Source organism: Trueperaceae bacterium, assembly GCA_019454765.1.
Taxonomy (GTDB): domain Bacteria; phylum Deinococcota; class Deinococci; order Deinococcales; family Trueperaceae; genus JAAYYF01.
On sequence record JACFNR010000001.1, the window covers coordinates 186,218 to 200,161 of the forward strand.

At 69.1% G+C, this 13,944-nt stretch carries 12 protein-coding genes; 2 read left to right on the top strand and 10 right to left on the bottom strand.

The window, feature by feature from the left end:
* Positions 1-13: 13 nt before the first annotated feature.
* Together H3C53_00810 and H3C53_00815 are read left to right on the top strand one after the other, a co-directional pair.
* The gene (locus H3C53_00810; GenBank protein ID MBW7915217.1) at positions 14-511 is read left to right on the top strand and encodes a DMT family transporter; all 498 of its coding nucleotides are present in this window, start codon (positions 14-16) and stop codon (positions 509-511) included.
* Between the two features lie 290 nt (positions 512-801).
* Positions 802-1,281 (top strand): CarD family transcriptional regulator, encoded by a 480-nt coding sequence (locus H3C53_00815; protein ID MBW7915218.1) that lies wholly within the window; start codon positions 802-804, stop codon positions 1,279-1,281.
* A 36-nt stretch (positions 1,282-1,317) separates the two neighbouring features.
* Here the strand turns inward: H3C53_00815 and H3C53_00820 are convergent, their stop codons facing one another.
* From H3C53_00820 to rpmG, 10 genes are all read right to left on the bottom strand, one after another.
* A complete protein-coding gene (locus tag H3C53_00820; GenBank protein ID MBW7915219.1) occupies positions 1,318-1,704 on the bottom strand; it encodes a pre-16S rRNA-processing nuclease YqgF in 387 nt (128 codons plus the stop codon).
* A gap of 105 nt (positions 1,705-1,809) precedes the next feature.
* The gene (gene rpoC / locus H3C53_00825) at positions 1,810-6,429 is read right to left on the bottom strand and encodes a DNA-directed RNA polymerase subunit beta' (protein MBW7915220.1); all 4,620 of its coding nucleotides are present in this window, start codon (positions 6,427-6,429) and stop codon (positions 1,810-1,812) included.
* Between the two features lie 38 nt (positions 6,430-6,467).
* Positions 6,468-9,845: a DNA-directed RNA polymerase subunit beta gene (locus H3C53_00830; protein ID MBW7915221.1), complete on the bottom strand. Its 3,378-nt coding sequence runs from the start codon at positions 9,843-9,845 to the stop codon at positions 6,468-6,470.
* Positions 9,846-10,368: 523 nt separating this feature from the next.
* Positions 10,369-10,752 carry a 50S ribosomal protein L7/L12 gene (rplL, locus tag H3C53_00835; protein ID MBW7915222.1) on the bottom strand — a complete coding sequence of 128 codons (384 nt, stop codon included), beginning with the start codon at positions 10,750-10,752 and terminating at the stop codon, positions 10,369-10,371.
* A 2-nt stretch (positions 10,753-10,754) separates the two neighbouring features.
* A complete protein-coding gene (locus H3C53_00840) occupies positions 10,755-11,288 on the bottom strand; it encodes a 50S ribosomal protein L10 (GenBank protein MBW7915223.1) in 534 nt (177 codons plus the stop codon).
* 195 nt (positions 11,289-11,483) lie between these two features.
* On the bottom strand, positions 11,484-12,185 hold the full coding sequence (locus tag H3C53_00845; GenBank protein ID MBW7915224.1) for a 50S ribosomal protein L1: 702 nt from the start codon (positions 12,183-12,185) through the stop codon (positions 11,484-11,486).
* Positions 12,185-12,619: a 50S ribosomal protein L11 gene (rplK, locus tag H3C53_00850; protein ID MBW7915225.1), complete on the bottom strand. Its 435-nt coding sequence runs from the start codon at positions 12,617-12,619 to the stop codon at positions 12,185-12,187. Before rplK ends, H3C53_00845 begins: the two co-directional genes overlap by 1 nt.
* Positions 12,620-12,720: 101 nt before the next feature.
* Positions 12,721-13,278: a transcription termination/antitermination factor NusG gene (gene nusG, locus H3C53_00855; GenBank protein ID MBW7915226.1), complete on the bottom strand. Its 558-nt coding sequence runs from the start codon at positions 13,276-13,278 to the stop codon at positions 12,721-12,723.
* A 70-nt stretch (positions 13,279-13,348) separates the two neighbouring features.
* Entirely contained in the window at positions 13,349-13,528 is a 180-nt protein-coding gene (gene secE / locus H3C53_00860; GenBank protein MBW7915227.1) for a preprotein translocase subunit SecE, read from the bottom strand.
* 7 nt (positions 13,529-13,535) lie between these two features.
* A complete protein-coding gene (gene rpmG / locus H3C53_00865) occupies positions 13,536-13,700 on the bottom strand; it encodes a 50S ribosomal protein L33 (GenBank protein ID MBW7915228.1) in 165 nt (54 codons plus the stop codon).
* Positions 13,701-13,944 lie beyond the last annotated feature (244 nt).

Here is a 13,944-nt window from a genome sequence, read left to right on the forward strand (position 1 = left end):
GAGCGGCGGCGCCGTGAGCGGCGGCGCCGCGGGTGGGCGCCCCCTGTTGGGCGACGGCCTCGCCCTGACCGGGGCGGCCGCCGCCGGCGCCTACTTGCTGCTCGGCCGGCACGCGCAGGCGCACGGGCTCGGCCTGCAGGCGTACGCCGGCTCCGCCTACGCCGTCGCCGCGCTCGTGCTGGCCCCGTTGCCGCTGGTCGTCGGGGCGCCCTACCTCGGCTACCCGAGCGCCACGTACCTCGCCGTGATCGCGCTGGCGCTGGTGCCGCAGCTCGTCGGTCACACGGGCATCAACTACGCGGCCAAGCACCTCGACACCACCCTCGTCGCGTCGGCGCTGCTCCTCGAGCCCATCGGCGCGGGGCTGCTGGCGCTGCTCCTCTTCCGCGAGCAGCCCGCCCCGCTCACGGTCGTCGGCGCCGCCGTCCTCCTGGTCGGGGTGGCGGTGACGTCGCGGGCGCAGGCGCAGCGCCGGCCGCGGGCGCGGGAGGCGCGGGCCGCCGGGCGCTAGGTTCTTGGACCCCGTGCAATTCGCCGCTTTTCCTGCTACCATGTGAGGCGTGCTTGGGTATGTGAAACTCCACGAGCCACACAGACCCGAAGACAGAGCCCCCTAGACCCGCCCACCGCACGCCGCTCCGGCCACCGACCGGAGCGCGTCGGCCGTTGGGCCCGGTTCGGGGTCCAGCCTGATCGAGCGCCTCGCTTACGCCTTGTAGTAGCCGCGCTTTTGGAGCCGCGCCCGCGGGCGCGCCACGAAAGGAGCCAGTTGCTTTGAAAGACCAGGGGAAGACGTTCAAGATGGGTGACCAGGTCGTGCTACCACCTTACGGCGTGGGTGTCGTCGCGGGCACCACGGAGCGCACGGTAGCCGGAGCGAACCAGAAGTACTACCAGGTCGAGTTCCCCAACGGAACGTCTCGCGCTTACGTGCCGGTCGCCGCTCCTCAGGGCGCCGGCCTGCGCGCCGCCCTGACCAAGGACGAGGTCCAGAGCGTGCTGGAGCGGCTCCAGAACGGTCGCATCACGCTCCCGAAGCAGTGGGCCGCACGTCACCGCAAGGTCACCGACCTCCTCACCACGGGCGACCCGTACCAGATCGCCACGCTGGCGAGCGAGCTGCGCCGCTGGGACCTCGAGCGCGGACTCCCGGACCTCGACCGGCAGGCCTACCGGCGCGCCCTGCGCCTCCTCGCGGGCGAGATCAGCGCCGTGCTCGGCATCAGCCAGCAGGAGGCGCGCGTCCTGATGGACGCGGGTGAGGAAGACGAACTCAACTGACGCCGGCCACGGACCGCCGGTCGGAACGCCGCGCCCTCAGGCGCGGCGTTCCGCTTGGGAGCGACCCAGCCAGCGCAGGGCGATGGCGAAGGCGGCGTAATCGTCTATCGGTCCGGGCGGGCTGAGCAGCCCGCGCGGCACTAGCCGCGCCAGGCCTCGCGGCGGGTGCGCGGCGAAGTAGAGGTCGCGACCCTCGAGGCTGGTGCCCCGCTCACCCACCAGCTCCGCCGTGACGCCGCGTGCCGCCAGCGCCGCCAGCACCTCCCGGCTGCCGGTGCCGTCACCGACCAGGACCGTGGCGGCCTCCGGCAACTCCAGCTCGGCGAGCGCGGCGGGCTCTATCACGAGCCCGCGCTCGAGCTCCCCGGCCGGCGTCACGTACGCCACGCCCAGGTTCCTGCCGGGGTCCAGTGCCACGATCATCGTGAGCCAGCGTAGCAGAGGCCCCGGGCCCCTCCCGAGAGAACAGAAGCTCGCGCCCACCTAGGTGGGCGCGAGCGAAGCGCCGGTCCGGGCGCCCGACTCCTGCTAGTCGCGCGCCTCCGCCTCGACCGGCGCGGCGGGCGCGGCGGGCCTTGGAGCGCCGACCGGCTGGTCGGCCGCGTGCGCGGGGGCGCTCGCGAGCTTCTCCAGCGACCGCTCGTCGGCGACGCGGGTGCGCCTGATCGCGGCCAGGCCGGTGCCGGCCGGGACCAGCCGGCCGAGGATGACGTTCTCCTTCATGCCGACGAGGTCGTCGGCCTTGCCGGCCAACGCCGCCTCCGTGAGGACGTGGGTGGTGTGCTGGAACGACGCCGCCGACAGCCAGCTCTTGGTCGAGAGCGACGCCTTGGTGATGCCGAGCAGCAGCGGCTTCCAGGAGGCCGGGGTCTTCCCCTCCTCGAGCAGGGCGTCGTTTACGCTCTGCACGTCGAAGTGCTCGACGGTCTGGCCCTCCAAGAACTTGCTGTCGCCCGGATCGTCGACCTCGACGTACTTGAGCATCTGGCGGACGATGACCTCGATGTGCTTGTCGTGCACGCTCACACCCTGGCCGCGGTAGACCTTCTGGATCTCGTCGACCAGGTAGGCCTGCACCGCGTCGGGGCCGCGCGACTCGAGCAGGTCGTGCGGGTTGATGCTGCCGCGCGTGAGGGGCTGACCGGCCTCGACCTTGTCGCCGGTGTTGACCAGCACGCGCAGGTTGCGGTCCACGCGGTAGGCGCGGCTGAACTCGCCGTCCTCGCTCGTGACGACGATGCGGAGGCGCTCCTTGTCCTCGTCGTCCTGCAACTCGACGACGCCGTCGAGCTCGGCGATCACGGCCTTGAGCTTCGGCTTGCGCGCCTCCACCAGCTCGATGACGCGCGGCAGGCCCTGCGTGATGTCGCCGCCCGAGGCGATGCCGCCCGTGTGGAACGTGCGCATGGTGAGCTGCGTGCCCGGCTCGCCGATCGACTCGGCGGCGATGACGCCGACCGCCTCGCCGAGGCTGACCTCGCGCATCATGGAGAGGTCGAGGCCGTAGCACTTGCGGCACACCCCGGCCCGCGTCTGGCAGGTCAGGGGGCTCCTTATCGCCACGGTGCGAAGCTCGGGCATGCGCGCCATCGCCTTCACGATGACGTCCACGTCCTCCTTGTAGAGGAGCGTGCCGGCGGCGAGCGTGACGTCGCCCAGGTCGAGGTCCAGCGCCAGGCGCCGCCCGTAGAGGCTCATCTCGATCTGGCCCTTGGGGCGGGCGCGCTCGCCCTCGTAGAGTTGCGCCGTCTCGAAGTCCGCGGTGCCGCAGTCGTCCTCGCGGACGACGACCTCGTGCGCCACATCGACCAGCTTGCGGGTCAGGTAGCCGGAGTCGGCGGTGCGGAGCGCCGTGTCGGCGCCGCCCTTGCGTGCCCCGTGGGTCGAGATGAAGTACTCGAGCACGTCGAGGCCCTCGCGGAAGTTGGCGCGGATGGGCAGCTCGATCGTCTCGCCCGACGGGTTGGCCATGAGCCCGCGCATGCCGGCCAGCTGGCGGATCTGCTGCGGGTTGCCACGCGCGCCCGACTGCGCCATGACGAAGAGGGGGTTGAACGGCATGTTCTCCTTGAAGTGGTCGAACACGGCGTCCTTGACCTTCTCGGTCGTGTCGTTCCAGAGCTTCACAACCTGCTGGTAGCGCTCCGAGTCGGTCACGAAGCCGCGCTGGTAGGCGGAGTTGATCTTGGCCAGCTTCTCCTCCGCCTCGGCCAGCAGCACCTTCTTCTGGGGCGGGATGGCCACGTCGTCGATGCCGATGGTGATGCCGGAGGTGGTGGAGAGCTCGAAGCCGTACTGCTTCAGGCCGTCGAGGAGCGCGGCGGTGCGCTCCACCCCGAGGCGCTTGTAGGTCTCGACGACGAGGTCGCGGAGCGCCCCACGCTCGTAGACGGTGTCGTAGCGGAGCAGGTCGCGCGGCACCTCGCCGCCCGCCTCGAGGGTCTCCTTGACCATCCTTGCGAAGAGGAGCCTGCCCGGGCTCGTCTCGATGACCTCGCCGTCGACGCGCGTGGTGACCACGTCCTGCATGTCGATGCGGTGCTCGGCCACGGCCAGGAGCGCCTCGTCGACGTTGCCGAAGCGGTAGATGATGCGCCCGACCGAGGTGTCGACCCCGCCCACCTTGATGGCGGAGTTGAGGTCGACCTCGCCCCTCTCGAAGGCGGCCGTGGCGGCGCCCTCGTCGGGGAACTCCATGCCGATGCCGCGGTGGCCAGTGTGAAGCTGCGTGAGGACGTACAGGCCGAGGATGATGTCGCGCGTGGCCTGCACGTTGGGGTTGCCGTGCGCCGGGCTCAGGAGGTTGTGGCTCGAGAGCATCTGCAGGCGCGCCTCGGACTGCGCGTAGACCGACAGCGGGACGTGGATGGCCATCTGGTCGCCGTCGAAGTCGGCGTTGAACGCCTCGCACACGAGCGGGTGCAGCTGGATGGCCTGCCCCTCGACGAGCACCGGCTCGAACGCCTGGATGCCCAAGCGGTGGAGCGTGGGGGCGCGGTTGAGGAGCACGACGCGGTCCTTGATGACCTCTTCCAGCGCGTCCCAGACCTCGTCGCGGGCGTCGCGGTAGCGCTCGAGCATCTTGCGGGCGCTCTTGATGTTGGAGACGACGCCGCGCTCCTCGAGCTTCTTGAAGAGGAACGGCTTGAAGAGCTCCAAAGCCATGCGCTTGGGCACGCCGCACTGGTGCAGCTGCAGCTGCGGCCCGACGACGATGACGGAGCGGCCCGAGTAGTCGACGCGCTTGCCGAGCAGGTTCTGGCGGAAGCGTCCCTGCTTCCCGCCCAGCAGGTCGGTGAGGGAACGGAGGGGCCGGTCGGAACCGGGGTGCACCACGGCGGAGCCGCGGCGCCCGTTGTCGATCAGGGCGTCGACCGCCTCCTGCAGCATGCGCTTCTCGTTGCGCACGATCATCTCGGGCGCGCCCTGCTGCATGAGCTTCTTGAGGCGGTTGTTGCGGTTGATCAGGCGGCGGTAGAGGTCGTTCAGGTCGGACGTGGCGAAGCGGCCGCCCTCGACCTGCACCATGGGGCGCAGGCTCGGCGGCATGATCGGCACGGCGTCCAGGATCATCCAGGCCGGTTTGTTCTCGTTCTCGCCCGTGCCCGACTGCAGGAAGGCGCGGGTGATCTCGAGGCGCTTGCGGGCCTTGGCGCGCTTGTGGCGGCTCTGGGAGGTCATCTCCTCCTCGAGTTCCGCCTCGAGCACCTTGAGGTCGATGGACTCGAGCAGCTCCTTGATGGCCTCGGCGCCCATCTTGGCCTCGAAGTCGTAGCTCTCGATGACGCGCACCTGGCGCCTGACGAGGTCGATCTCGACGCGCCCCTCGATGTCGGACTTGATGCGGCCGCCATCGGCGAGGTCGTCGCCGCGCCGGACGCGGTCGCCGTTCACGACGATCGGCTCGTCGTCATAGGCGTAGACGCGAGCGCGCGACACGATGATGCTGGCGGGGTGCGACAGGCGCACCGTGCCGGCCGCGGCGGCCGTGATCTCCTGAGCCGCGTCGATGGCGCCCACGACCTTCTCGCCGGGGCGGACGGTGGCCCCGTCGCCGACGAGCACGTGCATGGTGGGGTTCGTCTCGTGGGTCTCGGAGCGCTCCCACTCGACCTTGAGCGTCACGGTGACGTTGGTGCCCTTCGCCTTACTGGTGCGCAGCGTCGCCGTCGCGCCCTGCGGCAGCGTGAGGCCGGCGCCGGCAGAGGCGCGGGCCAGCTCGGTGCCGGCCTCGACGAACTCACCGCCCGCCACGAGCGGCTCCATGCCTGCCGGCAGCAGGTAGGAGGCGAGCACCTCCTCGGTGTCGACGTCGTGCACCGAGAGGATGCCGCCGTCCTGACCGATGGGGAGCAGCTCGACGACGCCCTCGGCCTCGCTGACGACGACGACGTCGCCGCCGAGCTCGGCGATGGGCTGGCCGCCCTTGTAGGCCTCCTCCTCGATCCAGTCCTTCTTGGCGACGACGAGGCGGGCGTCGCGCGCCTCGTGGTAGTCGAGGGTGATGCGCCGCGGGAAGCGGTACTGCGCGATGCCGGCGATCTTGGCCTTCACGCCCTTGGCGAGCTGCTGGCCGGGCTCCACGATCTCGCCGTCGCGCACGACGGCGTCCTCGCCGCCGGAGACGGTGTACGTCTCCTGCTGACCGTAGCGGAGCTGCCGGTACTCGTCGTCGGAGAGGAGGTCGCCGCGCCTGAGCGGGCGGCCGTCCGGCATGCGCGCCTCGGCGGGATCGGTGACGATGTACTTGGCGAAGTACAGCACCTGCTCGAGCTCGGCAGTCGACAGGTTGAGCAGGCCGCCGATCTTGTTGGGGATGTCCTTCACGTACCAGATGTGCGCGCACGGCGTGGCCAGCTCGATGTGCCCCATGCGGTAGCGCCGCACGGTGGCGCGCGTCACCTCGACCCCACACCGCTCGCAGGTCTTGCCGGCGAAGCGCTGACCGCGGTACTTGCCGCAGGAGCACTCCCAATCCTTCTCGGGTCCGAACACGCGCTCGTCGAACAGGCCGTCGCGCTCCGGCTTGAGCGTGCGGTAGTTGATGGTCTCGGGCTTGGTGATCTCGCCGTAGCTCCACTCGCGGATGCGCTTCGGCGAGGCGATCTGGATCCTCACCTGCGTGAACTCGCGGGGTTGCTCCTTCACCCTGGGCCCTTGGAAGTTGTTGAACCTCGTGGCGTCGCTCACCAGTGCCGTCCCGTCTCGTCGAAGATGCTCACGGGCTTGTCGTCCGCGTCCAGCACCGTCACGTCAAGCCCCAAGGAGTGGAGTTCCTTCACCAACACCTTGAAGGATTCGGGGATCGTCGGCTCGAGGACGTCGTTCCCCTTGACGATCGCCTCGTAGGCGGCGTTGCGGCCGTCGATGTCGTCCGACTTGATGGTCAGCATCTCCTGCAGCGTGTACGCCGCGCCGTGCGCCTTGAGCGCCCAGACCTCCATCTCGCCCAGGCGCTGGCCCCCGAACTGGGCCTTGCCTCCCAGCGGTTGCTGCGTGATGAGCGAGTAGGGACCGGTGGAGCGCGCGTGCATCTTGTCCTCGACCATGTGGTAGAGCTTCATGATGTACATGATCCCGACCACGATGGGCGCGTCGATCGCCTCGCCCGTGCGGCCGTCGAACAGCACCGTCTTGCCTGCTCGCGCCAGCGCCGAGTGCGCCTGTGCCGGCGTGAGGTCGCGGTCGACGATCCCCAGCTTGGCGGACCGGCGGTAGACCTCGAGTTCGCGCTGGTCGGGCTCGAAGCCGGCGGCGTCGTTCTCCGCCTGCTCCACCCTGGCCGACTCCTCGAGCAGGTCCTTGATCTCGCTCTCGCGCGCGCCGTCGAAGACGGGCGTCACGTAAGACACGCCGTGCTTGAGCGCCGCCAGGCCGAGGTGGGTCTCGAGGATCTGGCCGAGGTTCATGCGCGACGGCACGCCGAGCGGGTTGAACACCATGTCGACGGGCGTGCCGTCGGCGAGGTAGGGCATGTCCTCGGGCGCCAGGATCTTGGCGACCACGCCCTTGTTGCCGTGGCGGTTGGCGAGCTTGTCGCCCTCGATCAGGCGCCGCTTCTGCGCCACGTAGACGCGCACCATCTCCTGCACGCCGGGTTTCAGCTCGACGCCGTGGTCGCCCTTGCGGAAGCGCACGGTGCGCAGCACGATGCCGCCGTCGCCGGGCGGCACCTTGAGGGAGGTGTCCTTGACCTCCTTGGCCTTCTCCCCGAAGATCGAGCGCAACAGGCGCTCCTCGGGGGTGGGGTCCTTCTCGCCCTTGAAGCTCGTGTGTCCCACGAGGATGTCGCCCTGGCGCACCTCCGCGCCGATGCGCACCACGCCGTCCTCGTCGAGGTCGCGCAGCGCGGCCTCGGAGAGGCCGGGGATGTCGCGGGTGATCTTCTCAGGTCCCAGCTTCGTGTCGCGCGCCTCCTTCTCGAACTTCTCGATGTGGACGCTCGTGAAGGCGTCGGAGCGCACCAGGTTCTCGGACAGGACGATGGCGTCCTCGAAGTTGTAGCCGTCGAACGGCATGAGGGCGATGAGGACGTTCTGGCCGAGCGCCAGGCGCCCCACCTCGGAGGCGGGCCCGTCGGCGATGGCCTGACCCTTGTGCACCTGGTCGCCGAGGCTGACGACGGGGCGCTGATTGAGGTTGGTGTTCTGGTTGGAGCGCTGGAAGCGGGTCAGCAGGTACTCCTGCTCGATGCCGCGCGCGTTCTCGATGACGATCCGGTTGGCGTCGACGTAGGTGACGGTGCCCGCCTCGTCGGCGAGCACGACCGTGCCGGAGTCCCGCGAGACGCGCTCCTCCACGCCGGTGCCCACGAAGGGGGCCTGGGCGCGGATGAGCGGCACGGCCTGGGACTGCATGTTGGAGCCCATGAGGGCGCGGTTGGCGTCGTCGTGCTCGAGGAACGGGATCAGGGACGTCGGGACGGAGATGATCTGCTTGGGCGACACGTCCATGAAGTCGACCTGATCGGCCGACAGGAAGACGGCGTCGCCGAGCTTGCGCGCCACGATGGTCTCCGTGGCGAAGGTGCCGTCGTCGTTCAGCGGCGTGTTCGCCTGGGCGATGAGGTACTTGTCTTCGTCGTGGGCGTCGATGTAGACGACGTCGTCGGTGACGCGGCCAGCGACGACGCGCCGGTAGGGCGCCTCGATGAAGCCGAGGTCGTTCACGCGGGCGAAGCTCGCGAGCGACGTGATCAGGCCGATGTTGGCGCCTTCCGGCGTCTCGATCGGGCAGATGCGGCCGTAGTGCGTGCGGTGCACGTCGCGGACGTCGAAGCCGGCGCGCTCGCGCGTGAGGCCGCCCGGTCCGAGCGCGGAGATGCGCCGCTTGTGGCGCAGCTCGGAGAGCGGGTTGACCTGGTCCTTGAACTGGCTGAGCTGGCTGCGCCCGAAGAACTCGCGCAGCGCCGCCACGATGGGGCGGCTGTTGACGAGCTTCTGCGGCGTGGCGGCGTCCGGGTTACCGAGCAGCATGCGTTCGCGCACACCGCGCGCCATGCGCCCGAGGCCCACGCGGATCTGGTCGGCCACCAGCTCGCCGACGGTGCGGATGCGGCGGTTGCCGAGGTGGTCGATGTCGTCCTCGACGTACCCCTCGTCGCCGGCTTGCAGCCGGACCAGGTACTGGAGGGTGGGCACGAGGCCGTAGTCGACGAAGCGGCCGTCCTCGAAGCCGAGGAGGGTGTTGACGGCGTGGTTCAGGCCGAGCTTGCTGTTCATCTTGAAGCGGCCGGCGTCGCCGAGGTCGTAGCGGCGCGGGTCCGCTAGCAGGCCGAACAGGTACTGGGTGGCCTTGTCGACCTTGGGCGGGTCGCCGGGGCGCAACACCGTGAAGAGCCTCAGCAGCGCCTCGTCGGGCGTGATGTCTGGCGAGCCCTCGTTCTCGAGGGTGGCGTCGATGAACGTCTCGTGGCCGGCGAACAGCTCGCGGATCTGGGCGTCGCCGTACCCCAGCACGCGCAGGAGGAGGGTGAAGTGGAACTTGCGCTTGTTCACCTTCATCCACAGCACCTGCGAGTTGTCGAACTCGACCTCGATCCAGGGGCCGCGCTTCGGCATGGGGATGATGCTCGCCGTGTAGCGCAGCTGCGAGGCGCTCACCATGGAGCTCGTGAAGTAGACGCCCGGGCTGCGGTGGATCTGGGACACGATGACGCGGTCGGCCCCGTTGATGATGAACGAGCCGTCCTCCGTCATCAGCGGCAGGTCGCCGAGGAAGACCTCGTCTTCCTTGATGAGCCCGGTGTCCTTGTGGACGAGCTGCAGCTTGGCGAACAGTCCCGCGTGGTAGGTGAGGTCCTTCTCGCGGCACTCGTCGGGGTCGTACTCGGGCTCGTCGAGCCGGTACTCGAGGAAGTCGAGGACCAGGTCCGTCTGCCGTCCCCGTTCCGTCTCGTCGATCGGGAACACCTCGCGGAACGCGGCCTGCAGCCCGACGTCCTCGCGCTCGTGAGCGCTGCGGCCGAGTTGCAGGAGGTTGTTGTACGAGGTGATCTGGATGTTGGTCAGGTTGGGAAGGTCGATGACCTCCTTGATCCTGCCGAAGTTCCGGATCTCGCGCATCTTCATCCCTTCGTGTGGGGCCCGTTGTGGCGGTCGCTGCGCGCGGCCCGTCCGGGTCGACCGGCGCGCGCGTCTCGCGCCTTCCGGTCACCGCCGTTCGGGCGTTGCATGTTCGGGTGTGGCTGGGAGTAATATTCGGTGAGGCCCGCCGCGCGGCCGCGCACCCGTCTGGTGATCACGGCCGTGAACGGAGCCCCGGAGCACACGACTGGGGCGTGGAACGTCACGGCGGCGCGTGCCCTGTCGGGCCGCGTCGCTTGGCTTGTCATCAAGATACTGTTTCCCCGCAGGTCAATCGTCAGGCCTCCTGCCGACCTTGCATTCTAGCAGCGCTCCTCGCTTGCAGGTGCGCGCTGCGCTACCACCTCCGCGCTCCCCCGTGCCCGACCCGGCGCGCGGCCTCCGGTGCGGGGGCCGGATCGGGGGCACCATCTCGCTCCCGACCCGGCCGGTTAACCGTCTTACGCATCTTGGGCCCAGCCTGGGCGTCGATCCCACGCGCGGTGCCGACGCCCCTGCGGGCTTACTTGACCTCTACTTCGGCGCCCGCGGCTTCCAGCTTGGCCTTGAGGTCGGCGGCTTCGTCCTTGCTCACGGACTCCTTGATGGCGCCGCCGGCCTCGACCAGGTCCTTGGCCTCCTTGAGGCCGAGGCTGGTGATGGCACGGACTTCCTTGATGACGCTGAGCTTCTTGTCGCCCGTGCACGGCTTGATGGAGACGGTGAACTCCGTCTGCTCCTCGGCGGCGGCGGCCTCGCCGGCCGGGGCGGCCATCATCATGCCCATGGGCATGGCGGCGGCGGCTTCGACGCCCCACGCCTCCTTGAGGCCATCAACGAGTTCAACGAGCTCCAGCACGGTCAGTCCGCCGAGCTGTTCGATCAACGCCTGCTTATCGAAAGCCATCTTCAGTTACCTCCATCTTTCTGCTTCTCAACGTAGTTGTTCATCACGGTGACCAGGTTCCGCTGCGGTCCGGCGAGCACACCGACGAGCTGCTGGAGCGGCGCTTCGAGCACCCCCACCAACTGGCTCTGGATCTGCTTCTTGGACGGCAGCTTGGCGATGCGCGGCAGCGCGTCCTCGCCCAGGAAGCTCCCCTCGAGGCGCCCGCCCTTGGACTTGGGCAGCTCCTTCGGGTGAGCCTTGGCGAACTCGGTGATGGCCTTGACCGGCGCCACCACCTCGTCGCCGACGAGGATGAGGGCCGTCGGCCCCTGCAGCGTCGACTCGTAACCCTCGACGCCCTGCTCCTTGAGCACGACGTTGATGAGGGTGTTCTTGGCGACGAGCATCTTGCCGCCCGCCTCGCGCACTGCGGCGCGAAGCCGGCCCAGATCGCCTGCGGAGAGTCCCTGGTAGTCCACCAGGAAGAACGTCTTGGCCTCGCCGAGCTGCTCGCGCAGCAGGGCTACGGTCGCTTCGTTCCTGGGGTTTGCCATGGCAACCTTCCCCTTCAGTCTGAAGCTTGGTCCAGGGCCGTCTCTGCCCCGGACGTGCCGCGAAGCGCGTGCAGCGCGCCGTGATCTCTCACGGCATCAACACCCACGCCTCGGCAGGATCTTTAAGCCTGGCGGCCCCTGCTGTCTCCAACGCCAGAGGTGTTCAGCTCGCGCTGCGCACCAAGATGCCTGGGTTCACGCCTCGCTGGCGGCGCCGAGCGCGACGCGCACGCTCGGACCCATCGTCGAGGTCAGGTGGATGGTCTTGAGGTACTGGCCGCGGGCGGCGTCGGGCTTGGCGGCCTCGACCGCGCCGCGCAAGGCGACGAAGTTGGCGGCGAGCTGCTCGGCCGCGAAGCTGGCCTTGCCGATGGGAGCGTGCACGACGCCGGTCTTGTCGGCGCGGAACTCGATCTGCCCGGCCTTGAGGGCGCGCACGATGCCGCCGATGTCGGTGCCGACCGTGCCGGCCTTCGGGTTGGGGAGGAGGCCACGCGGCCCCAGCACCCGCCCGAGCTTCGAGCCGATGGCGGCCATCATGTCGGGCGTGGCCACGACGGCGTCGAACTCCATCCAACCGCCGAGGATGCGCTCGATGACGTCGGTCCCGCCCACGATGTCGGCCCCGGCCGCCTCGGCGGCCGCGACGCCGTCACCCTGCGTGACGGCCAGCACGCGCACCGTCTTGCCCGTGCCGTGCGGTAACGCGACGGTGCCACGGACGTTCTGGTCGGACTTGCGGGGGTCGATGCCCAGGCGGAAGTGCGCCTCCACAGTCTCGTCGAACTTGGCGCTGGCCAGTTCCTTGACGAGGGCGGCGGCGTCGTCGACGGTGTAGGTGCGATCGCGATCGACCTTCCTGGCGAGCTCGCGGTAACGCTTCCCGTGCTTGGCCATCAGCTCGGCTGCCCTTCCACCGTCACGCCCATGGAGCGGGCCGTACCGGCGATGATCTTGGCGGCGGCGACCTCGTCGCCGGCGTTCAGGTCGGCCATCTTGGCCTTGCCGATCTCGAGGCACTGCGCCCAGCTGAGCTTGCCAACCTTGTCCTTGTTGGCGGTCGCGGACCCCTTGCCGATGCCGGCCGCCTTCTTGATGAGGTAGCTGGCGGGCGAGGTCTTGGTGATGAACGTGAAGGAGCGGTCGGCGTAGATGGTGATCTCGACCGGGACGATGGCGCCCGCCTGACCCGCCGTCGCGGCGTTGTACTCCTTGACGAACTGCATGATGTTGGCGCCGTACTGCCCGAGCGCCGGGCCGACCGGTGGGGCCGGGGTGGCGGCGCCGGCGGGGAGCTGCAGCTTCACGATGCCGGCAACTTTCTTGGCCATGGTTCCTCCTTAGGCTCCCCCACGCACATGGCGAGGCGCGGGGTGTTAGCGCGGTTGTCTACAGCGCACTGGTCGCGGGGCCGCTGGCGCGCCCCTCAGCCCTAGGCGCGGATGACCTGCGAGAAGTCGAGCTCGACTGGGGTCTCGCGTCCGAAGATCGACACGAGCACCTTGACCTTGCCGCGCTCGGGGTTGACCTCTGAGACGACGCCCGTGAAGTCGGCGAACGGGCCGTCGGTCACCTGCACCATGTCGCCGACGTTGAACGTGATGCGGACCTTGGGCGCCTCGCGCTGCCCCGTGACGCCGATGGCCGTGAGCATGCGGGCCTCCTCGTCTGGCGACAGCGGCACCGCGTGCGTGGCCGTGCCGACGAAGCCGGTCACGCCGGGGGTGTAACGGACCACCTCCCACGCCTCGTTTGGCTCGTCCGGGTTGTCGCCGAGGTCCATCTGCACGAAGATGTAGCCCGGGAACAGCTTCCGGACCGTCTCCTTCTTCTTGCCACCACCGATGTGCTCCATGGTGGTCTCGACGGGGACGACGACCTGGAAGATGGATTCCGCCATGCCAAGCGAGCGCGCACGGCTGAGGATGTTCTCCTTGGCCTTCTCTTCGTGCCCCACGTAGGTGTGGACGGCGTACCACTCGATGCTCATGCGATGTCCTTTGTCTGGTGCCGAGCGCCCGCGACGGGCGGGGCCACCCTCGGCACTAGGCGGCGCCGGCTCAGGTTATGAGGCCCAGCAGGTTGCCCAGCGTGAGGTCGGCGACGAACAAGAACAGCGCGGTCATGAGGACGAACAGGAGCGTCGCCTCCGTCGCCTGGACGACCTCCTTGCGAGTCGGCCAGGTCACGCGACCCAACTCGGCGCGCGAGTTCCTGAGGTACTGGAAGAAGCCCTTCAGCACGAGGTTAGACCTTCACCTCTTTGTGAACCGTGTGCTTGCGATCCCAGGGGCAGTACTTCTTGAGCTCCAGCTTGCCCTGGGTGTTGCGCCGGTTCTTGTGCGAGGCGTAGTTGCGGCGCTTGCACTCCGTGCACTCGAGTAGAAGTTTGATTCGAACGTCACTGGCCATTCTGGCCTCCCAATCAGACCACGTAGCGTAACAGATTCCTGCGCGCCCCGTAAAGGGGCCCCGGGTCCAAGCCACGCCGCCGAGCAGGGGTCGCCCCGCGATCCGGCGAGGCGGAGCCTACGCGGCGCGAACGAGCCGAGGGTGCCGGTGCGGCCGCCCTCGGCTCGGCTTGCTCGACGTCAGCGGTTCACTTGAGGACGGCGGTGACCACACCAGCACCAACCGTACGCCCACCCTCACGAAT

Bases quoted from the DNA above. Each gene is read 5' to 3' on its own strand.
- nusG (MBW7915226.1), bottom strand. From the start codon at position 13,278: ATGAGCATCGAGTGGTACGCCGTCCACACCTACGTGGGGCACGAAGAG.
- rpmG (MBW7915228.1), bottom strand. From the start codon at position 13,700: ATGGCCAGTGACGTTCGAATCAAACTTCTACTCGAGTGCACGGAGTGC.
- H3C53_00815 (MBW7915218.1), top strand. From the start codon at position 802: ATGGGTGACCAGGTCGTGCTACCACCTTACGGCGTGGGTGTCGTCGCG.
- H3C53_00845 (MBW7915224.1), bottom strand. From the start codon at position 12,185: ATGGCCAAGCACGGGAAGCGTTACCGCGAGCTCGCCAGGAAGGTCGAT.
- H3C53_00830 (MBW7915221.1), bottom strand. From the start codon at position 9,845: ATGCGCGAGATCCGGAACTTCGGCAGGATCAAGGAGGTCATCGACCTT.
- rplK (MBW7915225.1), bottom strand. From the start codon at position 12,619: ATGGCCAAGAAAGTTGCCGGCATCGTGAAGCTGCAGCTCCCCGCCGGC.
- rplL (MBW7915222.1), bottom strand. From the start codon at position 10,752: ATGGCTTTCGATAAGCAGGCGTTGATCGAACAGCTCGGCGGACTGACC.
- H3C53_00820 (MBW7915219.1), bottom strand. From the start codon at position 1,704: ATGATCGTGGCACTGGACCCCGGCAGGAACCTGGGCGTGGCGTACGTG.
- H3C53_00840 (MBW7915223.1), bottom strand. From the start codon at position 11,288: ATGGCAAACCCCAGGAACGAAGCGACCGTAGCCCTGCTGCGCGAGCAG.